Here is a 21997-nt window from a genome sequence, read left to right as displayed (position 1 = left end):
ATCCCGAACTCAGCAGTGAAACGATGCATCGCCGATGGTAGTGTGGGGTTTCCCCATGTGAGAGTAGGTCATCGTCAAGATTAAATTCCGAAACCCCAATTGCGAAAGCAGTTGGGGTTTTGTTTTGCCTGCGAGAAAGTTCTTACAGCCTTCACAGACGCCGTCCGGCTGTCACAACCTGCCGACAATGCTAAGGTTCTGCCCTGGCTTTTGTGATTTTCCAAGGAATCTATATGTCGGACGCCCAGTCCCTCAACGCTGCATTCATGGTGGTTCAGAGCAACAGTCTCGATGAACTGCGCAGCCTTGTGGTCAGCATCATGCGTCGTTATCCACTGGCACCCTTGGAAAACGAAATCGCCCTGGTACAAAGTAATGGCATTGCCCAGTGGCTCAAACTGGCGCTGGCCGAGGATCCTGAAGAGGGCGATCTGGGTGGCTGCGGTATCGCTGCAGCAATCGATGTGCAACTGCCCGGAAGTTTCATGTGGCAGCTTTATCGGATGGTATTGGGCCGAGATGAAATTCCAGCGAAATCCCTGCTCGATAAGGCCCCGTTGACCTGGCGTCTCATGCGCTTGTTGCCGCAGGTGATCGACCGCCCACATTTCGAACCGCTGCAACGCTTCCTGACTCATGACCCCGACCTGCGCAAGCGTTATCAATTGTCAGAGCGTCTGGCCGATCTGTTTGACCAATATCAGGTGTATCGGGCTGACTGGCTTGAGGATTGGGCTGAAGGACGGCATCAACTGCGCAATGTCAGAGGCGAAGTGAACCCGCTGCCACCGACCAGTTGCTGGCAGGCAGAATTGTGGCGAGCGCTGCTGGAGGATGTCGGCGAACAAGGCATGGCGCAGAGCCGTGCCGGCGTGCATCAACGCTTCATGGAGCGCATCAACGCGCTCGATGAGGCGCCGGCGGGGTTGCCCCCGCGCGTAATCGTTTTCGGTATTTCGTCTTTGCCCGCACAGGTTCTGGAAGCGCTGGCTGGCCTCGCGCGCTTCAGCCAGGTGCTGCTTTGTGTGCACAACCCTTGCCGTCATCATTGGGCTGATATCGTCGCTGACAAGGATCTGCTGCGACATCAATACAAGCGCCAGTCGCGCAAAAGCGGCATGCCCGTCATGCTTGATGCCGAGACACTGCATCAGCACGCGCATCCTTTGTTGGCCGCATGGGGCAAGCAAGGCCGCGACTATATCAACCTGCTCGACAGCTATGACGATCCCAACAGCTACCGCGCAGCCTTCCGTGACGGGCGCATCGACCTGTTCAGCGAAACCCGGCCCCAAACTCTGCTGAACCAGCTTCAGGACGACATTCTTGAATTGCGTCCCCTCTACGAGACTCGTGAGTTGTGGCCCGCTGTCGATCTGACGCAAGATCACTCGATCCGCTTTCACATCGCCCACAGTGCCCAGCGCGAAGTTGAAATTCTTCACGATCAACTCCTGGCGCGTTTCAGCGCCGACCCGAATCTGCGTCCCCGCGATGTGATCGTCATGGTCCCTGATATCGATAGCTACGCACCGCATATTCGCGCCGTTTTCGGTCAGCTCGATCGATATGATCCGCGCTTCATTCCGTTCACGCTGGCAGATCAGGGCCAGCGTGGCCGTGATCCGTTACTGATCGCGGTCGAGCACCTGCTCAAACTGCCGGACAGCCGTTTCCCCGTCAGTGAGATCCTTGACCTGCTCGACGTTCCTGCATTACGCACCCGTTTCGGTGTAGAGGAACGCGACCTGCCGATTCTGCACCGCTGGATCGAAGGGGCCGGTGTGCGTTGGGGTATGAGTGCCGAACAACGGGCCGGGCTTGGACTGCCGGAGGAGCTGGAGCAGAACAGCTGGCATTTCGGGCTGCGCCGAATGTTGCTTGGTTATGCCGTGGGCAGCGCCGATGCGTGTGCGGGTATCGAGCCTTACGATGAAATCGGTGGTCTGGATGCCGCGCTGATCGGGCCACTGGTCGCTCTGCTTGACGCTTTGGAAATCGCTCATCAGCAACTTACGCAACCTGCTCAGCCCAGGGAGTGGGGGCAGCGATTGCAGGCGCTGATGCAGGTGTTTTTCCAAGCCAGCACCGAGCATGACGACTACCTGCTGGCCCAGTTGGAAGAGCTTCGCGAAACCTGGCTGGAGACCTGCGAGGCGGTAGGCCTGATTGATGAGTTGCCGCTGACCGTCGTTCGCGAAGCCTGGCTCGCCGGGCTGGACCAGGGCCGTTTGTCGCAACGATTCCTAGCTGGCGCAGTGAATTTCTGCACCTTGATGCCAATGCGCGCGATTCCTTTCAAACTGGTCTGCTTGTTGGGCATGAACGACGGCGATTATCCGCGCGCGCAACCGCCGCTGGATTTCGACCTGATGGGTAGCGACTACCGTCCGGGTGACCGCTCCCGCCGTGAGGACGACCGCTATCTGCTACTCGAGGCGCTGTTGTCCGCGCGTAATCAGCTTTATATCAGCTGGGTAGGACGCAGTATTCGCGACAACAGTGAGCGACCAGCTTCGGTGCTGATCGGCCAGTTGCGTGATCATCTCGCCAGCGGCTGGCGTTCGCTCGAAGAACGTCAGGATCTGCTAGAGGCAATGACCGAAGAACATCCCTTGCAACCTTTCAGCGCCCGCTATTTCCATGAAGGCGATCAGTTGTTCAGTTATGCCAGCGAGTGGCAAGTCTTGCATCAAGAGAACGCGGTCCAGAGCGAGGCGCCGTTGCTCACGCCCTATGTCCAGGAAGAGCCGTTGACGCTGGCATTGCTCCAGGATTTCCTGCGTAACCCGGTTCGGCATTTTTTCACCCAGCGACTCAAGGTGTACTTCGAGGCCGCCGAAGCGCCACTGGCTGACGAAGAACCTTTCGTGCTGGACGCGTTGCAGCGCTACACGTTGAGCGACAGCTTGCTGGAAGCCGCGCTCAGCCAGCCAGACAATATCGATCAGGCACTGCAAGCACGGGCACTGCGCCTGCAAAACAGCGGTCTGTTGCCCATGGCCGGATTTGGCGAGAGCCTGCAGCGAGAGTTGATCGAACCATTGCCGGATCTGCTGCAGCGTTATCAACAGTTGCTGACTTTGTGGCCAACACCATTGACCAGTGCGATTCCGGTCAGTCTCGATTTGCAGGGGATTCGTGTGGAAGGCTGGCTCTCCGCTCTGCACCAACGCGCCGATGGTGGCCTGCTGTCGGTCACCACAATTCCCAACAGCATCGGTTCGATCAAGACTCGCAAGTGGCATCGGCTGAGCAAACCTTGGGTGACTCATCTGGTAGCCTGCGCCAGCGGGCATCCATTCACCACGGCATTGGTGGCCAGTGACGACAATTTACTGCTTGAGCCAATGGATTCAGAAAGGGCGTTTCGCTTTCTCACAGATCTGCTTCTCGCCTGGCAAGCCGGCATGCGCCAACCCTTGCCGCTCGCGATAAAAACTGCGTTCGCCTGGCTGTCACAATCCGACCCGATCAAAGCCGAAGCCGCGGCGCGAAAAACCTATGAAGGTGATGGGCTGACCAGCGAGGGCGAGCGACGAGAAAGCCCGGCGCTGCTGCGACAATACCCAGACTTCGATGCACTGCTGGCCGACGAAACCTTCATGGGGTGGTGTGATGCTTTGTACCGGCCAATCTTGGAAGCGCCCTGGCGCTCCCAGTCCAGCCAAGGCGCATGCTCATGAGTACGAAGACACCATTGGCTCTGGCCTTCCCGCTGCGCGGCAGCCAATTGATCGAAGCGAGCGCCGGGACTGGCAAAACCTTTACGATCTCGGCACTTTATCTGCGATTGATCCTCGGCCATAGCGGCGAATCAAACGGTTTTTCCCGCGAACTGTTGCCGCCGCAAATTCTTGTGGTGACGTTCACTGACGCTGCCACCAAAGAGTTGCGTGAGCGCATTCGCACACGCTTGGCCGAGGCTGCGCGGTTCTTCCGCAATGAGATTCCTGCGCCAGACGGACTGATTGCCGAACTACGCGATGGGTTCGATCCACAGCAATGGCCAGGCTGTGCCAACCGCCTTGATATCGCCGCGCAATGGATGGATGAAGCCGCCGTCTCGACCATCCACAGCTGGTGTCAGCGCATGTTGCGCGAACACGCGTTCGACAGCGGCAGCCTGTTCACCCAATCCCTGGAAACTGATCACAGCGATTTGCTGGGCGAAGTGTTGCGCGACTATTGGCGTCTGTTCTGCTATCCCATGCAGGGCGATGCGTTGAACTGGGTGCGCAGCAATTGGGGCGGGCCGGCAGCGTTGTTGCCTCGGGTGCGCAGCCTGTTTGCGAGTGAGCGCGACACGGATGAAGGCAAGGCCCCGGCGGAGCTGATTGCAGAATGCTTGCTGGAGCGCCGAGCAGCACTGGTCGAGCTGAAAATGCCTTGGCGCCAGTGGGCAGACGAACTGCTTGCTCTGTGCCATGAAGGCGTTGCCAATAAAACCGTCGATGGTCGCAAGATGCAGGCACGTTACTTCGAGCCCTGGTTCGAAAAGCTCAAGGCCTGGGCCGAAGACGAGTCGCTCGAGCAATTGGACATAGGCACCGGGTTTACCCGACTGACACCTGACGGCATGGCCGAAGCCTGGAAAGGCCAGGCACCCAGCCATCCGGGGTTCGACGCCATGTCCGGACTCAAGTCGAGTCTCGACGCCTTGCCAACACCCGATGCCACCGTCTTGCAACACGCCGCCAAATGGGTCGGTGCGCGATTTGAACAAGAGAAACGGCGCCGTGCGGAAATGGGGTTCGACGACATGCTCCTGCGCCTCGATGCAGCGTTGCAGTCCGAGGGCGGCGAACGTCTGGCGACGCTGATCCGCGAGCAATTTCCGGTGGCGCTGATCGATGAGTTTCAGGACACAGATCCGGTGCAGTACCGTATCTTCGAGAGCATCTACCGCATCGACGACAACCACCCTGATACCGGCCTGTTTTTGATCGGCGACCCCAAGCAGGCGATCTACGCCTTTCGCGGCGCTGATATTTACACCTACCTGCGTGCACGTCAGGCCACCGCTGGCCGCTTGCATACCTTGGGCACCAACTTCCGCTCCAGCCATGGCATGGTGATTGCGGTCAATCATGTATTCGAACGCGCCGAGTCCCGAGAACAGGGACGCGGCGCGTTTTTGTTTCGCGAGAAAAACGGCGCAAACCCGGTGCCGTTCCTTCCCGTCGAATCTCAGGGGCGCAAGGAAGCGCTGCAGATTGCCGGGCAAGATGTCGCGGCGCTGAATGTCTGGCTGCTGCCCAGTGATCAGCCGCTTTCGGGCGCGGTCTACCGCCAGCAAATGGCTGCTGCCTGTGCGAGTGAAATCACTGCACTGCTCAATGCTGGACAAACCGGCAGCGCTGGATTCATTCAGGCAGATGACTTCAGAGGCTTGCGGCCTTCGGACATCGCGATCCTCGTCCGCGACGGTAAAGAGGCGCAAGCCGTGCGCGCCGAACTCGCTGCCCGGGGGGTGCGCAGTGTTTATCTGTCGGACAAGGACTCGGTCTTCGCCGCGCAGGAGGCGCACGACCTGTTGTCCTGGCTGAAGGCGTGCGCCGAACCCGATGTCGAGCGTTCGCTCAAGGCAGCGCTGGCGTGTACCACCCTGAACCTGCCGCTGATCGATCTGGAGCGGCTGAACCAGGACGAAATGATCTGGGAAGCCCGGGTCATGCAGTTCCGCGGCTATCGCGAACTCTGGCGCAAACAGGGTGTACTGCCGATGCTGCGGCGTCTGCTGCATGACTTCCATTTGCCGCAAACCCTCATGCAACGCAGTGACGGCGAGCGCGTGCTGACCAACCTTTTGCACCTCTCGGAACTGATGCAGCAAGCCGCCGCTGAACTTGACGGTGAGCAAGCGTTGATCCGCCATCTCGCTGAGCTGCTGGCACTTTCCGGTCAGGCCGGTGAAGAGCAGATCCTGCGTCTGGAAAGCGACGAGCAACTGGTCAAGGTGGTGACCATCCACAAATCCAAAGGCCTCGAATACCCGCTGGTATTCCTGCCATTCATTTGCTCGGCAAAACCGGTGGATGGCAGTCGTTTGCCGCTGCATTACCACGACGCTTCGGGCAAGGCGCAGATCAGCCTCAAGCCGACCGCTGAGCTGATTGCCCAAGCGGACGACGAGCGGCTGGCTGAAGATCTGCGGCTTCTGTATGTAGCATTGACCCGTGCGCAACATGCTTGCTGGCTGGGCGTCACTGATCTCAAACGGGGTAATAACAACAGTTCGGTGCTGCATCTTTCGGCGTTGGGTTACTTGCTGGGTGGCGGCGCCTCCTTGCGCGAATCCAGCGAATTGGACCGATGGTTGCAGGATCTGCAGCAAGACTGTCCAGTCATCGGCATCGCTGACATGCCTCAGCCCACTGACGAACACTATCAGCCGCCGCGCAATGAAACCGTCCTGCGTGCCCCGCTACGGCCCAAACGCAAAGCCAGTGAAAACTGGTGGATCGCTTCCTACAGCGCCTTGCGCATCAGCGACATACTAAGCGTCGGCAGCGATGAAGCGCCGGACAGTCCGCAGGCGCAAAAGCTGTTCGACGACGAGCGCCTCGACCCAGACGCCCCCCATGAAATCACCAGTGGCGGCGCCGATATTCACCGCTTCCCCCGTGGCCCCAACCCTGGCACGTTTCTCCATGGCCTGCTCGAATGGGCGGGCGCTGAAGGTTTTGCGGTGACCCGCGAAGCACTGGAAGATGCGATTGCCCGACGTTGCAACCTGCGCGGCTGGAAAGGCTGGATCACCACCCTGACTGACTGGTTGCAAGATTTACTCAAGTCGCCTTTGCCGATCGCTGGTGGACAGCCACCGGTGATCCTCGAGCAATTGAAACAATACCGCGTCGAGATGGAATTCTGGTTCGCCAGCCACAAAGTCGATGTACTCAAGCTCGACGAGCAGGTGCGCCAGCACACCCATAATGGTGTTGCCCGCGTCGCTGCAGAACCGGTACAACTCAACGGCATGTTCAAGGGATTCATCGACCTGACCTTCGAACATGCGGGTCGCTATTACGTCGCCGATTACAAATCCAACTGGCTGGGCGTTGATGATCAGGCCTACACCGTGCCGGCCATGGAGCAGTCGATCCTCGACAACCGTTATGACCTGCAATACGTGCTTTACCTGTTGGCATTGCATCGCCAGCTCAAGGCGCGGTTGCCGGAATACGATTACGATCGCCACATCGGTGGGGCGCTGTATCTGTTCTTGCGCGGCACGCGTGCGCAGAGTCGCGGCGTGTACTTCGTTCGTCCGCCACGGGAGCTGATCGAACGCCTCGACCGGATGTTTCAGGGCAAGCCCGAACCCAAGGCCGAGCCCGCCTGGGAACAGGGAGTCCTGCTATGAACCGCACGTTAGCCGACCTGCTGCCGACACCGCTGGAGGCTGACAGCCTGTCGAAGCTTTCGCCGCTGACCCGCGCCAATGATTTGCTGCTGTTGCTCAGCCGCTGGGTCGAACGCGGCTGGTTGCGCGCGCTTGACAGGGCGTTTGTGGCTTTTCTGCATGAGCTCGAGCCCGGTACCGATCCGCTGGTGTTACTGGCGGCGGCGCTGACCAGCCATCAACTGGGCCATGGTCACGTGTGTCTGGACCTGTTCGAAACCCTCAAGGCACCGGATTTTGCACTGTCGCTGCCGCCGGAGGGCGATGCGCAGGGCGGCGTGTTATTGCTGCCCTCGCAACTGCTCGAAACGCTCGACGGAGCCCATTGGTGCAAAGTGCTGGCGGGCAGTTCACTGGTTGCGCTGGCCGCAGATTCGAGTGAAATGGCGCAGCAACGTCCGTTGGTGCTGTCCTCGAAACGGCTTTATCTGCGCCGCTACTGGACCTACGAACGCCGCATCGATGCAGCATTGCGTCAACGTCTGGCGCACCACGAACCGACGCCGGATGACCTGCTGCAGCGCCTGAACGAATTGTTCGGCGCGGCTGAGTCCTCGGCGGTGATCGACTGGCAAAAACTCGCCTGTGCCCTGGCGACACGCAGCGCCTTCAGCATCATCACCGGCGGCCCGGGCACCGGTAAAACCACCACGGTGGTGCGCTTGCTCGCATTGCTGCAGGCGCCGGCGGTCGAGGCCGGTCATCCGCTGCGCATTCGCCTCGCTGCGCCGACCGGCAAAGCCGCCGCACGCTTGACCGAGTCGATCAGCCAGCAAGTGCAATCGCTGCAAGTCGCCGACACGGTGCGCGCTGCGATCCCCAGTGATGTGACCACGGTGCACCGCCTGCTTGGCAGTCGACCGGGCACCCGACACTTTCGTCACCATGTCGGTAACCGCTTGCCGCTGGATGTGCTGGTGGTCGACGAAGCGTCGATGATCGACCTGGAAATGATGGCCAACTTGCTCGACGCCATGCCGGCGCACGCTCGGCTGGTGCTGCTGGGCGACAAGGATCAGTTGGCCTCGGTCGAGGCCGGTGCGGTGTTGGGCGATTTGTGCCGTGACGCCGAGGGCGGTTGGTACAGCCCACAAACGCGAGAATGGCTAGAGTCCGTCAGTGGTGAGTCGTTGCGCGACAGCGGTTTGCATGAAGACCGCGACGGCGCTCATCCGCTGGCACAACAAGTGGTGATGCTGCGTCACTCGCGTCGCTTCGGCGAGGGCAGCGGTATCGGTCAGCTGGCACGGCGGGTCAACCAACAACTGGCTGATGAGGCACGTCAGTTGCTCGCGACCGGCGGTTATGACGATGTCTATTCGTTGCCGCTCAAGGGCGAGCACGATCAAAAATTCGAGCGACTGTTGCTCGAAGGTCACGGCAACGGCCCGCAAGGTTATCGCCATTACCTGAGCGTCTTGCGCAATCAGCGTCCGCCGTCGGCACGGCCACTCGAGCATCCGGACTGGACCGATTGGGCGCGCGAAGTTCTGCAGGCCTTCGACACGTTCCAGTTGTTGTGCGCCGTGCGCAAAGGCCCGTGGGGCGTGGAAGGCCTGAATCAGCGCATCACCGCAGCCTTGCTCAAGGCGCGTCTGATCGAGAACGATCAGCAGTGGTATGAAGGCCGGCCGGTACTGATGACGCGCAACGATTACGGGCTGGGCTTGATGAACGGCGACATCGGCATCGCCCTGAAGCTGCCAGAGCGCGAAGGTCCCGAGATCGGCAAGGCGGTTCTACGCGTGGCTTTTCCACGTAACGACGGTCAGGGCGGTGTGCGCTTCGTGTTGCCGAGTCGGCTCAATGACGTCGAAACCGTTTACGCCATGACCGTGCACAAATCCCAGGGCTCGGAGTTCGCCCACACGGCGCTGATCTTGCCGGATGCGCTGAACCCCGTACTGACCAAAGAGCTGATTTACACCGGGATCACGCGCGCCAGAAACTGGTTCACCTTGATCGAGCCGCGTGCCGGTGTCTTTGAAGAGGCGGTGCAGCGCAAGGTCAAGCGTCTGAGCGGGCTGATGCTGGAACTGGAGGAGGGCGCAGAGCCGTGAGGCTGAGGCTCGGAATGATCGGCGACGATTACTGACGAACCGGTCAGGGTCTGGCGCCTCGCTGGCGTTTCGACGCTGTGCTATCGTTGCGGCATCATTTCGTTACGTTCCAAGAGAATCCTGCATGAAGGTGGCCGTCTGGGCGACAGAGCGTGTGGTTGCGTGCCCGCACGCATTGCTGGTCGTTTTGCTCTGGTTATTGACGGGCATCGCCATCGCACAAGCGCAAACGGCAACGGAGCCGGCTGAACAGCGGGCCAAATCCGTCACCCAAGTGGTTCTCGGCATCCTCAGTTATGCGCGCTGGCCTGTGGAGCTTGGGCAGTTGCGCCTGTGCATCGTCGGCCCCACCGAATACACCGATGACCTGGTCAAAGGCACCACGCAAGCCACTGGCCGGCCGGTGACTGTGCGTCGTCTGCTGGCGGACAACCCGGCCATTGTCAGCGAGTGCGATGCGGTGTACATCGGCAAACTAACCGCCGATGAACGCGCTCGCTTGTTCGCGTCCTTGATCGGCCATCCGGTATTGAGCATCAGCGAAGCGGACAATCAATGCACCGTCGGCAGTCTGTTCTGCCTGCGCGTTGGCGACGATCAGGTGTCGTTCGAGGTCAATCTCGACTCCGTGGCTCGCAGCGGCGTACGCATTCACCCCAGCGTGCTGCAGTTGTCCCGTCGAAAAGCGGCGGCACCATGAAGCTGTTCCGTTGGAAAACCCGCCCGACCCTGGGCTCGGTCATCGGCCGTGGGCATTTGATTGTCGCGCTGGTGGCCGTGGCGATGGCCAGTGTTTCGCTGACCTTGCTGGGCGTGCTGGCGTTGCGGGTGTACGCCGATCACAACCTGCATCTGATCGCCCGCTCGATCAGTTACACCGTCGAAGCCGCCGTGGTGTTCAACGATAAAGCCGCTGCCACTGAGGCGCTGGCGATCATTGCCTCCACCGAAGAAGTGGCGGACGCCAGGGTTCTGGATGCCCAGGGCCAGTTGATCGCACAATGGCAACGTGCGGAAAACGGATTGTTCTCCGAGCTGGAGATGCAGATCACTCGCGCCATTCTGGAAAAACCGGTCAGCCTGCCGATCGAACATCAGGATCGCGAAATCGGTCGAGTCCTGCTCATCGGGCACGGCGGCAGTCTGATTCGCTTCTTGCTCAGCGGTCTGGCCGGAATTGTGTTGTGCACCGCGATCAGCGCCTGGGTCGCGCTGTATCTGGCACGGCGGCAACTGCGTGCGATCATCGGCCCATTGCGCAGCCTCGCCACCGTTGCCCACGCCGCCCGCAGCGAACGGGCACTGGACCGCCGGGTGCCGCCGGCGCAGATCGCCGAACTCGATAACCTCGGCAACGACTTCAATGCCTTGCTCGGCGAACTCGAGTCCTGGCAGACCCACCTGCAAAACGAAAACCAAACCCTCGCCCATCAGGCGACGCACGACAGCCTCACCGGATTGCCCAACCGTGCATTTTTTGAAGGCCGTCTGATTCGGGCGTTGCGCAACGGCAAGAAACTCAACGAGCGCGTCGCCGTGCTGTTTCTCGACAGCGACCGTTTCAAGGGGATCAACGATAGCTTCGGTCATGCCTCGGGCGATGCAGTGTTGGTGGCCATCGCCAATCGTGTGCGGGCGCAGTTGCGCGAGGACGATCTGGTCGCGCGCTTGGGCGGCGATGAATTTGCCGTGTTGCTCACGCCGTTGCACACGGTAGAAGACGCCGAGTACATCGCTGACAAGATCCTCGCCAGCATGGACATGCCGATCATGCTGCCCGGTAATACCAGTGTCGTGACCTCGCTCAGTATCGGTATCGCCGTTTACCCCGATCATGGCGCCACCCCGGGAACCTTACTCAACGCAGCCGACGCGGCGATGTATCAGGCCAAGCGCTTGGCGCGCGGCGCGCAATTCACGGCCGGGTCGGAGCGCCCGGTCGATCCCGTTCACACCAGGAGCTGATGTCTGTGTTCACTCTTTCCGTTCGTATTTTTTCCGCATTGCTATTGATCGCCGCGCTGACCCTGAGCGGTTGCCAGACCGCTCCACAGAAGGGCCTGACACCAGCGCAGGTCGCCGTGCTCAAACAGCAGGGTTTCGAGTTGACCGACGACGGTTGGGAATTCGGCCTGTCCGGCAAAGTGCTGTTCGGCAGCGATGTCGAAAGCCTGAATGCCCAAAGCACGGAAATCGTCGAGCGCATCGGCAAGGCGCTGCTTGGCGTGGGTATCGAGGGGGTGCGCGTCGATGGCCATACCGATGCGTCGGGCAAGGAAACCTACAACCAGCAATTGTCGCTGCGTCGGGCCAAAAGCGTGGCCAACGTACTTGGCACGGTCGGCATGAAGCAGGAAAACATTCAGCTGCAAGGTCTGGGCAGCAGCGAGCCGGTGGCCTCCAACGACACGCCGGCCGGCCGCACGGAAAATCGCCGCGTGTCGATTGTGGTCAGCGCTGACTAATCGGCAAAGCGCATCTCCCGGGTTTCACCCATCAACAGCCCCTGATTTCGCTCGGTCACTTCCCTGATGTAATCCCACAACAAAGTAATCCGCTTCAACTTGCGCAGATCCTCCCGGCAGTACATCCAGAACTGCCGGGTGATATCGATCTGCTCCGGCAATACCGGCAGCAGTCGCGGATCCTGGGCGGCGAGGAAGCACGGGAGGATCGCCAGTGAGCGCCCTTGCTGTGCGGCGACAAACTGGGCGATCACGCTGGTGCTGCGCAAGTGCGCGCTGGCGCCGGGCAGTACGTTGGCCAGGTAAAGCAGCTCCGAGCTGAACGCCAGGTCGTCTACATAACTGATGAATTGATGCTTGCTCAAATCGGCCGGGCGGCGGATCGGTGGGTGCTTGTCGAGATAGTCCTGGGTGGCGTAGAGCTGCAAGCGGTAGTCGCACAGTTTGCAGCAGACGTACGGCCCGTGCTCCGGTCGCTCCAGGGCGATGACGATATCGGCCTCGCGCTTGGACAGGCTGATGAAGTGCGGCAGCGGCAGGATGTCCACCGAGATTGCCGGGTAGGCGTCGACGAAACGGCTCAGCTGCGGCGTGATGAAAAAACTGCCGAAGCCTTCCGTGCAACCCATGCGCACATGCCCGGACAGCGCCACGCCCGAACCCGAGACCTGCTCGCAGGCCATGTGCAAGGTACTTTCGATCGACTCGGCATAACCCAGCAAGCGCTGGCCTTCAGTGGTCAGGACGAAACCGCTGGTGCGGGATTTTTCGAACAGTAATGTGCCGAGCGCCGCTTCCAGCGAGCTGATCCGTCGCGACACCGTTGTGTAGTCGACGGCCAGGCGTTTGGCCGCGGTGCTGGCCTTGCGGGTGCGGGCGACTTCGAGGAAAAACTTCAGGTCGTCCCAGTTCAGCGAGCCTAACGAGGTGATGTTTTTTTGCATGATGGACGGGCTTATATGTGCGTTCTTATTAGAAGTTTGCACATCTATACTCCAAAAACAGTCCGACAACCAATTCGTGACACCCGCCTCATCTCAAGGCGAACCTTTCGCCTTGGCTCCTGCGATAAAAACAAGTTCTGGAGACCAGCATGAACGCATCGCTTACGCCCAATGACACCACGCTACAAAAGGTCAAACTGCTGATCGATGGCGAATGGGTCGAGTCGCAGACCACCGAATGGCATGACATCGTCAACCCGGCCACCCAGCAAGTGCTGGCCAAGGTTCCGTTCGCCACCGCTGCTGAGGTCGATGCCGCTGTCAGCGCCGCCCAGCGCGCCTTCCAGACCTGGAAGCTGACACCGATTGGCGCACGGATGCGCATCATGCTCAAACTGCAGGCGCTGATCCGTGAGCATTCCAAACGCATCGCCGTCGTCTTGAGCGCCGAGCAGGGCAAGACCATTGCCGACGCAGAGGGCGATATTTTCCGGGGCCTGGAAGTGGTCGAGCACGCTTGCTCGATCGGCACCCTGCAAATGGGCGAGTTCGCCGAAAACGTCGCCGGCGGTGTCGACACCTACACTCTGCGCCAACCGATCGGCGTCTGCGCCGGGATCACCCCGTTCAACTTCCCGGCGATGATTCCGCTGTGGATGTTCCCGATGGCGATCGCCTGCGGCAACACCTTCGTGCTCAAGCCCTCGGAACAGGATCCGCTGTCGACCATGCTGCTGGTAGAGCTGGCGATTGAAGCCGGCGTCCCCGCTGGCGTGCTCAACGTCGTTCATGGCGGTAAGGATGTGGTCGATGGCCTGTGCACGCACAAGGACATCAAAGCGGTTTCCTTCGTCGGTTCGACCGCTGTCGGCACCCACGTCTATGACCTGGCCGGCAAGCATGGCAAACGCGTGCAATCGATGATGGGCGCAAAGAACCACGCCGTGGTGCTACCGGACGCCAATCGCGAACAAGCGTTGAACGCGCTGGTCGGCGCCGGTTTCGGTGCCGCCGGGCAACGCTGCATGGCCACCTCGGTGGTGGTGCTGGTCGGTGCGGCAAAGCAATGGCTGCCGGACCTCAAGGCACTCGCGCAGAAACTCAAGGTCAACGCCGGCAGCGAGCCGGGCACTGATGTCGGCCCGGTGATCTCGAAAAAGGCCAAGGCGCGGATTCTCGAACTGATCGAAAGCGGCATCAAGGAAGGCGCCAGGCTCGAACTGGACGGTCGCGACATCAGCGTGCCGGGTTACGAACAAGGCAACTTTGTCGGCCCGACCCTGTTCTCGGGCGTGACCACTGACATGCAGATCTACACCCAGGAAATCTTCGGCCCGGTGCTGGTGGTGCTGGAAGTCGACACCCTCGATCAGGCGATTGCGCTGGTCAATGCCAACCCGTTCGGCAACGGCACTGGCCTGTTTACCCAGAGCGGTGCGGCGGCGCGCAAGTTCCAGACCGAAATCGACGTCGGTCAGGTCGGCATCAACATCCCGATCCCGGTGCCCGTGCCGTTCTTCAGTTTCACCGGTTCGCGCGGTTCGAAACTCGGCGACCTCGGGCCGTACGGCAAGCAAGTGGTGCAGTTCTACACCCAGACCAAAACGGTCACGGCGCGCTGGTTCGATGACGACAGCGTCAACGACGGCGTGAACACCACCATCAACCTGCGCTGAGGAATCGATCATGAAAATCGCATTTATCGGGCTGGGCAACATGGGCGCGCCGATGGCGCGCAACCTGATCAAGGCCGGCCACTCGCTGAATCTGGTTGACCTGAACAAAACCGTGCTGGCGGAACTGGAGCAATTGGGCGGCAGCATCCGCGCTTCGGCGCGCGAGGCGGCCGAAGATGCCGAACTGGTGATCACCATGCTCCCGGCCGCTGTGCATGTGCGCAGTGTCTGGCTGGGTGAAGAGGGCGTGCTCGCCGGCATTCGCCAGGGCGTGCCGGCGGTTGATTGCAGCACCATCGATCCGCAGACCGCTCGCGATGTGGCAGCCGCAGCCGCCAAACAGGGCGTGGCCATGGCCGATGCGCCGGTCTCCGGCGGCACGGGCGGCGCGACCGCCGGGACGCTGACCTTCATGGTCGGCGCCACCCCCGAACTGTTCGCCACTCTGCAACCGGTGCTGGCGCAGATGGGCCGTAACATCGTGCATTGCGGTGAAGTCGGCACCGGGCAGATCGCCAAGATCTGCAACAACCTGCTGCTGGCGATCTCAATGGTCGGCGTCAGTGAAGCGATGGCGTTGGGCGATGCGCTGGGCATCGACACTGGTGTGCTGGCCGGCATCATCAACAGCTCGACCGGCCGTTGCTGGAGTTCGGAGATGTACAACCCGTGGCCGGGCATCGTGGAAACGGCCCCGGCGTCGCGCGGTTACACCGGCGGTTTCGGCGCCGAACTGATGCTCAAGGATCTCGGACTGGCGACGGAAGCGGCGCGGCAGGCGCACCAACCGGTGATGCTCGGCGCGGTGGCGCAGCAGTTGTATCAGGCGATGAGCCAGCGCGGTGAGGGCGGGAAGGATTTCTCGGCGATCATCAACAGCTATCGCAAGCCGCAATAAACGCGGTGTGGTGAACGAACTGTGGGAGCGAGCCTGCTCGCGAAGACGGGGTTAGCCTCACTAGCGTAGCGACTGACCGTGCGCTTTCGCGAGCAGGCTCGCTCCCACAAGAGATTATTTGCCGGGAAATCACGTCGGGTGATTTTCCGGCTTTTTTGTGCCGCCAGAAAAAGATCGCAGCCTGTGGCAGCTCCTACAGGAACGCATTCCCATGCAGGAGCTGCCGAAGGCTGCGATCTTTTGCTTTATCAGGCGAAGACGAAATACTTGCGCACGGTCTCAACCACTTCCCACGTGCCTTTCATGCCCGGCTCAACCACGAAGATATCGCCGGCACGCAGGTGGATCGGCGCCATGCCGTCCGGGGTGATCACGCAGTAGCCTTCCTGGAAATGGCAGTATTCCCACTTCACATAATCGACGCGCCACTTGCCCGGCGTGCAGATCCACGTGCCCATGATCTTGCTGCCGTCTTCGCTGGTGTAGGCGTTGAGGTTGACGGTGTGCGGGTCGCCTTCGAGCTTTTCCCACTTGCAGGCGTCGAGCACTGGCAGCGGGTGAGTGTCGCGCAGAACGGTGATAGGGGCGGTCGCGGTCATGGGGGCTCCGGGCTGTTGGTTGTTGACTGAAGTCGCACCCTATAGCGCCGGGTCCCGGGTCAGATGTCTGTGCTCGACATCCAGTTATCCATAAACGCTGCAGCAGTTGCACTGGGGGGCGAATAAACCCTCCAGCAAATTTATTTAACGGCAGTACTGATCTGGAACAATAGTTATGAAGTTATAACTGTTTTTACTTCTCAAAATTTATTTTTTGTACGTTTGTGCTGTTTCGACTTAGTTGTTTCTTTGTTCAATCTTTAGGCGCGCAGGCGCCCCACCATACCCCGTCTTTGTTAAGTAAATATGTCGAACGACGCTGACAGATTCGCACCTTTCAGGTGCGGCGATTGCAGGGGGTTTGAGGATTTTCAAAGTTTTGAAAAAACCTTGAATAGTTCGTTGACTCTCCCCTTAAGGGCAGAGTTTAGATTTCCGCCGCGTGAGAAGTTTCTGTAGGAAGAGTTACTTTTCTTTGGCTGAATTTACGAAGTAGTCACGACATATAGGGAGATAGAGATGAACAATCCATTGGACTTGGAACATGTCATTGCCAGCACTCGCGAGATCCTGGCACAGCTGTTGGTGATGAACGCGGATGAGATCGATGAGGACAGCAGCATCGTCGAAGATCTGGGAGCTGATTCGCTGGATATCGTCGACTTGAGCTTCCAGTTGGGCCGCCAGTATGGCTGCACATTGCCAAAGACCAGCGTGCTTGATCATGCGCTGGCTGTTTGTGGCGACGCCGGCGAGTTCCTCCTCAATGGCCGCATCAGCGAGAGCGGCAAAGCCCTCCTTGAGCAAAGCCTGAGTGCCTATACCCCGGATCAGTTGAAGGCCGGCATGCAGCCCGCGCAGGTTTTTGCCGCCACCACCGTGCGCAATTGGGCCAACCAGTGTCGCAATCTTTTCAACTACCTGCCGGCTACGTGCCCGGATTGTCATGCACACCAGGCCGTTCTCAATGATCGCCAACAAGTGATCTGTGGCGCATGCAGTGCCCGTCTGGTGCCGGCCGATGGTGACGAAGTGTCCCGTCAGTTGGTCGAGCAGTTTGTTGCCACTCACGTCAAAGAGACGGTGTAGGAGTTCTCATGCGGACACGAGAAGTCTATGTGAGCGGGTTCGGCCTGGTTGCGCCCATGGCGCTGGACGCTGCCACGTTGTTCGAGCGGATTTGCCGGAAGCAATCCTGTGTCCGCGAACATCCCCGCTTCAAGACGCTGGGATTCACCAACAGCGCTGCCGGGTTTATCGATGACGCGCAGTGGCAGCAGATCGGTGCAGGTTTTGGCGGTAATGCGGCGCTGCACCCGCGGCAAAGTGTGCTGGCGGAGTATGTCGCCCGACAGGCGCTGGAGCATGCCGGTCTGGCGCCGGCAGACGTTGCCCACAGTCGTAGCGGTCTTTTTCTGGGGGCCAACAAGTATTGTGCCGACAGCCAGGACTTGCAGCGGCTCAGCCGTTGCATGGATGAAGCCGGACGTGTCGACCTCGACCGTCTGTTGGACAGTCCGGCATTGTCCAGCGCTAGATTCACCCGCCGGGTAGATCAGCAGACACAACACCTGGCAGATCGGCTCGGCATCCGCGATCACCTCTCGACCCATTCCGATGCCTGTGCCGCTGGCACCATGGCCATCGGCAGTGCCTACCGGGCTATCGAGCGCGGTGAGATCGACCTGGCCATTTGTGGCGCCGTCGAGTTGATGGCCAACGAATTGCCTTACTTCATGTTCAACAGTCTCGGCGCGCTTTGTCAGGCGGACCTGAAGCCTGGCGAACAAAGCCGCCCGTTCATGCCTGACCGCAGTGGTTTTGTGCTCAGCGAAGGAGCGGCGATGGTCGTTCTCGAATCTGCCGAACACGCCCGACGGCGCCACGCTTCGCCATTGGGTCGGGTGCTCGGTTACGCGAACGTCTGCGAAGCCCAGAAAATGACCTCAAGCAGCCGCGACGGCAGCAAATACGAGGAATGCATGGAAGCTGCAATCGAAGATGCGGGGCTGCTGCGCAGCGCCGTGCAACACGTTAACACCCACGGTACCTCCACCCAGGCCAATGACAGTTGTGAAGCACTGGCCTTGCAGCGGTTGTTTGGAGGCTGCCAGGACTTCATGACTTTCACCGCCAACAAATCGGCTGTTGGCCATTCATTGGCGGGCAGTGGTGCGATCGAAGCCGTGCTGTCGCTGATCAGCCTGCGCGACGGTGTGCTGTTACCCACCCTGAATTACGACCCTGAGCGTGCCGAATACCCATCGCTGAAGTTTTTGAGCGAGCCGGTGCGCCAGTCGATCAACGTGGTGATGTCCAACTCGTTCGGCTTCGGCGGTATCAACAGTTCGCTGGTTCTGGGAAGGGCATGACATGAACAGATCCATCTATCTGCATACCGCTGCTGTTCTTAACGCTGCCGGCAGCGAATGTGCCGATTTGCTCGGCGCGCCACGGTCTGCACAACCACTGGCTTTCGATGCGCAACGATTGGCCTTTGCGCTGCCGACGCCGCGTCTGGCAAGTGATCTGTTTGATCGCAAGATCCAGCGCAGTGTCGAACCGCAGGGCTTGCGACTGTTGCATTGCGCAGCACGGCTGGCGCCATCGCTGGCGGCACTGCAATTGCCCCCGTCGCGTGTTGCGCTGACAGCGGCCATTCCCGAAGTGGACGCACCGAGTCCTTGTTGGGACGCGGTGCAGGCGATCATCGAAAAGCCACACAAGCAACTCGATCAGTTGCTGGCCAACACTCCGCCTCTGCATGCACTGACCCTGCTCAACAGCAGCGTGATGGCGTATGTGGCCGAAGCACTCCATTGCCACGGACCCATGGGTGGATTCTGTTCCCAGGACAACGCCGGGCTGGATGCACTGATCGAAGCCTGCCAGCAGATCGGCGAGCGACATGCCGACGCAGCGCTGGTGGTCAGCAGCAGCCCGAACCTGACACCGGCGCTGTACCTGCGCGAGCCCGATCAAGCGAGCGAGCCGATTTTCGGTGAGGGCGCCGCCGCGCTGTTGCTGGCCTCAACGCCACCCGCGAATGCGGCAGTCGTCGTGCGCGTAGCCGGGTTCGCTCGGGGCTACAGCGCCGATCCGCAGCGCTCTCCAGCGGTTGGCCAACGCCTGATCGACCAGGTCCTGGGTCGAGAGAAACTGCGCCTGGGCGACGTGGAGCATATCGTCGGCAACTGTGCTGACGAGCAGTTGATGAAGTTGTTCGAAGCGTTCCCCCGCGAGATTCGCAGCGCCCGTGCCGTGACCGGTGAACTGGGCGCCAGCGGTTTGCTCACAGAGGTTGCGCTGACCTTGCACCTCAGCTGTGCCACGGCGGCAACGCCGGGCTACACGCTGCTGGTCAGCCACACTCGTGCCGGGCACTGGGGTGCGTTGCTGTTGAACAGTGAAACCATGGAGAGGCACGCATGAGTGCGACACGGATTGTGATCACCGGCATGGGCGCCGTCACCGGTTTCGGTTTCGAATGGCAAACCCTCTGGGAGAAGATGCTCGGCGCCGAACATTGTGTGCGGCCATGGCAGCCTGACGACCTGCAGGACGCTTCGTTCGCGGTGCGTTACGCGGCGCCTGTCGATATGCGTCTGTTACCGGAAAAACTGCGCAATCACCCGGCCTGGACCAAGCCACTGGAAAAACGCAGCCGCTTTGGCTGGGTAGCCGCTACGCAAGCCGTCAGCGACAGCGGCTTGCAGCCCGAGCAACTGCGCGGCGCAGCGGTTCTGTGTGCCTCTGGCGCGCCGCAGCACATGCTCGCCGACATGCTGCTGACCAAAGCTGCGGATGGCGGCGCCCCGGCTTGGCAGCACCTGATGTCGCGTGCCGGGCAAGTGAGTGCCGATGGCTCGCTGCGTCAGAGCAACGACCGTCTGGCGCGGGTGATCGCTGATGATCAGGGCTGCGAAGGGCCAGTGATCAATATCAGCAGCGCCTGTGCAGGCGCCTCGCAAGCGATCGGCAATGCCTTTCAGATGATCCGTCGCGGCGAGGTCAGCGTAGCGCTGGCCGGCGGTGCCGACTCGGTGCTCAATCTGGACACCATGGCCGCGCTGTACTTGCTTGGCGCCGCTTCGGGAGAGCAACGCTGGGGTGCTGACCTGTGTCGGCCATTTGATCGCGATCGCAGCGGGCTCATCGCCGGAGAAGGCGGCGGTTTTGTTGTTCTTGAAAGTCTTGAGCACGCCTTGGCCCGAGGCGCGACACCTTATGCTGAAGTGCTCGGTTTCGGCAGCAGTCTGGATGCCTATAAGGTCACCGCCCCGCAACCTGAAGGACGTGGCGCTGCACTGGCGATGCAGGCCGCACTCGACGATGCCGGCTTGCGCCCGCAGCAGATTGATCTGATCAACGCTCACGGCACCTCAACACCGCTCAACGATGTCGCCGAAACCCTCGCAATCAAAACGGTGTTTGCCGAGCAGAAGCACTATCGGGCCCTGGCGGTCAGTGCCAACAAATCGCAGTTTGGTCATCTGATCGCGGCGGCCGGCGCCCCTGAGTGCATTGTCACCGCGTTGGCCTGCCTGAACGATCTGGTAACGCCCACGGTGAACCTGCACCACGCGGACGAGCAGTGTGATCTGGATTACTGCGCCGGTCAGGCTGTCAGTCGTCGAGTGGATTACGCGCTGAGCAATTCCTTCGGTTTCGGTGGCCTCAATACCTCGCTGGCGCTTGGCAAATATCGGGAGCACGGACAATGACGGATGCCACTGTACAGGTCGCTATCGCCGGTAGCGGTTGTGTGTTGCCCAGCGGCTGGGGGGTCGAGCGATTCTGGTCGGCGGCCCTGGAAGGCCGCAGCGCGATCTCGGCGTTGCAATCGCCGCTTTTCTACAGTGAGCGTGTCGCTGCCTTCGGCCATGTCGCTGAGGACGATCATCAACGCAGTCGTCAGGACGTTGCCCAGAACCTGCAGCGTTACTGCCCGCCGGCAGTCATCTGGGGGGTCAGCGCTGTGCGTCAGGCGCTGGCCGAGGCCGGGCTTGAACCTGGCCGTGACGATGTGCGTTTCGGCCTTTATTGCTGTCAGGGCGGTTACACCCACCCGTCGTTCGCTTCATACGGCGAACTGCTGCATGAATGTCAGACCGGTTCCGGTGCCGACATGCAGCGGCTTGCCAAACGTGTGTTGCAAGAGCGCGCGCTCGACCCGTTTCTGGTGCTCAAGAGCCTGAGCAACGGTTTGCTCGGGGTGGTCAGTCTGGCCTTGAAACTGGAGTGCGAAAGCAACGCTTACATGCAAGGCGTGGCCGGCAATCTGGCGGCGCTGCGCGAGGCCTGCGCGGCGTTGCAAAGCGGTCGAATCGACGCGGCCATAGTGGTCGGCGCCGGCAGTGAGCTTGATCCGCTGGCACTCGCTGCACTGGCCGAGGCAGGGGTGATCGGCACTGACGGTTCGCAAAATCTGCACGCCTTTGACCGCCGGGGCAGGGGGGGGATTGCCGGTGAGGGTGCGGCCGCCCTGGTACTACGTCGCGCCGGTGATCTGCCTGCACGACCGCAAACGTGCCTGACGGCACTCTTCGCCCATCCTCGTCTGGACTCGTTGAGCTTGCCGGACAAACAGGTGGATCTGCTGATCGGCAGTGCCACCGGCGATCCGTACAAGGATGCCGATCTGGCCCGCGCCCTGGCCCGAGCCGGTGCCGCACACATCACCAGCAGCACAGCGCTGACCGGCATTCTCAGCGGTGCACCGAGCCTGGTTGATCTGATCCTCGCCCGGCAGGCATTGCAGGCGCAAAGCATCCCGCCGGTCTGTGATCTGCAGCAGCCGGTGGATGTGCATCTTCCGTTTGTGTCCGGCGGCCCGCGCCATGCCGCCCTGCACGATTGTCTGGTCATCAACCGCGACGACAACGGCTTCAGTGCAGGTTACCAACTCCAGTTTCACGCAGCCGACTGACCGTCTGCACGCAACGCA

Annotated in this window: 15 protein-coding genes and 1 rRNA gene; 14 read left to right on the top strand and 2 right to left on the bottom strand. The window is 60.6% G+C overall.

What is annotated here, in order from left to right:
• The 7 genes from rrf to yfiB all read left to right on the top strand — a co-directional run.
• A 5S ribosomal RNA gene (gene rrf, locus VNV36_RS25890) occupies positions 1 to 80 on the top strand; the annotation flags it as partial.
• Between the two features lie 153 nt (positions 81 to 233).
• Positions 234 to 3686, top strand: a complete 3453-nt coding sequence (recC, locus tag VNV36_RS19980; protein ID WP_325719771.1) for an exodeoxyribonuclease V subunit gamma — start codon at positions 234 to 236, stop codon at positions 3684 to 3686.
• Entirely contained in the window at positions 3683 to 7369 is a 3687-nt protein-coding gene (gene recB, locus VNV36_RS19975; RefSeq protein WP_325719769.1) for an exodeoxyribonuclease V subunit beta, read from the top strand. Before recC ends, recB begins: the two co-directional genes overlap by 4 nt.
• Entirely contained in the window at positions 7366 to 9468 is a 2103-nt protein-coding gene (gene recD, locus VNV36_RS19970) for an exodeoxyribonuclease V subunit alpha (RefSeq protein ID WP_325719768.1), read from the top strand. The genes recB and recD overlap by 4 nt, the downstream gene beginning before the upstream one ends.
• A 124-nt stretch (positions 9469 to 9592) precedes the next feature.
• On the top strand, positions 9593 to 10168 hold the full coding sequence (gene yfiR, locus VNV36_RS19965) for a regulatory sequestration protein YfiR (RefSeq protein WP_325719767.1): 576 nt from the start codon (positions 9593 to 9595) through the stop codon (positions 10166 to 10168).
• Positions 10165 to 11433, top strand: coding sequence for a diguanylate cyclase DgcN/YfiN (gene dgcN / locus VNV36_RS19960; protein ID WP_325719765.1), 1269 nt, complete (start codon positions 10165 to 10167; stop codon positions 11431 to 11433). The genes yfiR and dgcN overlap by 4 nt, the downstream gene beginning before the upstream one ends.
• Positions 11433 to 11933, top strand: coding sequence for an outer membrane lipoprotein YfiB (gene yfiB, locus VNV36_RS19955; RefSeq protein ID WP_325719763.1), 501 nt, complete (start codon positions 11433 to 11435; stop codon positions 11931 to 11933). Before dgcN ends, yfiB begins: the two co-directional genes overlap by 1 nt.
• On the opposite strand, the gene VNV36_RS19950 is transcribed toward yfiB, so the two are convergent.
• Complete coding sequence (locus VNV36_RS19950; RefSeq protein WP_325719761.1) at positions 11930 to 12877, bottom strand: LysR family transcriptional regulator; 948 nt, start codon at positions 12875 to 12877, stop codon at positions 11930 to 11932. The genes yfiB and VNV36_RS19950 overlap by 4 nt on opposite strands.
• A 149-nt stretch (positions 12878 to 13026) precedes the next feature.
• Here VNV36_RS19950 and VNV36_RS19945 point away from each other — a divergent pair, with 149 nt between their 5' ends.
• Positions 13027 to 14553, top strand: coding sequence for a CoA-acylating methylmalonate-semialdehyde dehydrogenase (locus tag VNV36_RS19945; protein ID WP_325719759.1), 1527 nt, complete (start codon positions 13027 to 13029; stop codon positions 14551 to 14553).
• Positions 14554 to 14563: 10 nt separating this feature from the next.
• Positions 14564 to 15451 (top strand): 3-hydroxyisobutyrate dehydrogenase, encoded by an 888-nt coding sequence (mmsB, locus tag VNV36_RS19940; RefSeq protein ID WP_325719758.1) that lies wholly within the window; start codon positions 14564 to 14566, stop codon positions 15449 to 15451.
• A gap of 248 nt (positions 15452 to 15699) precedes the next feature.
• Here mmsB and VNV36_RS19935 read toward each other — a convergent pair whose 3' ends face one another.
• Positions 15700 to 16050 carry a cupin domain-containing protein gene (locus tag VNV36_RS19935; protein ID WP_016770579.1) on the bottom strand — a complete coding sequence of 117 codons (351 nt, stop codon included), beginning with the start codon at positions 16048 to 16050 and terminating at the stop codon, positions 15700 to 15702.
• Between the two features lie 519 nt (positions 16051 to 16569).
• Here VNV36_RS19935 and VNV36_RS19930 point away from each other — a divergent pair.
• From VNV36_RS19930 to VNV36_RS19910, 5 genes are read left to right on the top strand one after another with little or no spacing between them, the layout of a single operon-like run.
• The gene (locus VNV36_RS19930; RefSeq protein ID WP_325719755.1) at positions 16570 to 17139 is read left to right on the top strand and encodes an acyl carrier protein; all 570 of its coding nucleotides are present in this window, start codon (positions 16570 to 16572) and stop codon (positions 17137 to 17139) included.
• A gap of 8 nt (positions 17140 to 17147) precedes the next feature.
• Positions 17148 to 18422, top strand: a complete 1275-nt coding sequence (locus tag VNV36_RS19925; protein WP_325719753.1) for a beta-ketoacyl-[acyl-carrier-protein] synthase family protein — start codon at positions 17148 to 17150, stop codon at positions 18420 to 18422.
• 1 nt (position 18423) lies between these two features.
• Positions 18424 to 19482: a beta-ketoacyl synthase gene (locus tag VNV36_RS19920; protein WP_325719751.1), complete on the top strand. Its 1059-nt coding sequence runs from the start codon at positions 18424 to 18426 to the stop codon at positions 19480 to 19482.
• The gene (locus tag VNV36_RS19915) at positions 19479 to 20774 is read left to right on the top strand and encodes a beta-ketoacyl-[acyl-carrier-protein] synthase family protein (RefSeq protein ID WP_325719749.1); all 1296 of its coding nucleotides are present in this window, start codon (positions 19479 to 19481) and stop codon (positions 20772 to 20774) included. The genes VNV36_RS19920 and VNV36_RS19915 overlap by 4 nt, the downstream gene beginning before the upstream one ends.
• Positions 20771 to 21979, top strand: a complete 1209-nt coding sequence (locus VNV36_RS19910; protein WP_325719747.1) for a beta-ketoacyl synthase N-terminal-like domain-containing protein — start codon at positions 20771 to 20773, stop codon at positions 21977 to 21979. The genes VNV36_RS19915 and VNV36_RS19910 overlap by 4 nt, the downstream gene beginning before the upstream one ends.
• Positions 21980 to 21997: the final 18 nt, after the last annotated feature.

This window comes from Pseudomonas sp. (genome assembly GCF_035554175.1).
Classification (GTDB): Bacteria; Pseudomonadota; Gammaproteobacteria; order Pseudomonadales; family Pseudomonadaceae; genus Aquipseudomonas.
The sequence above is the reverse complement of the archived record's forward strand: the minus strand, read 5'-3'. Positions and strand labels throughout refer to the sequence as shown.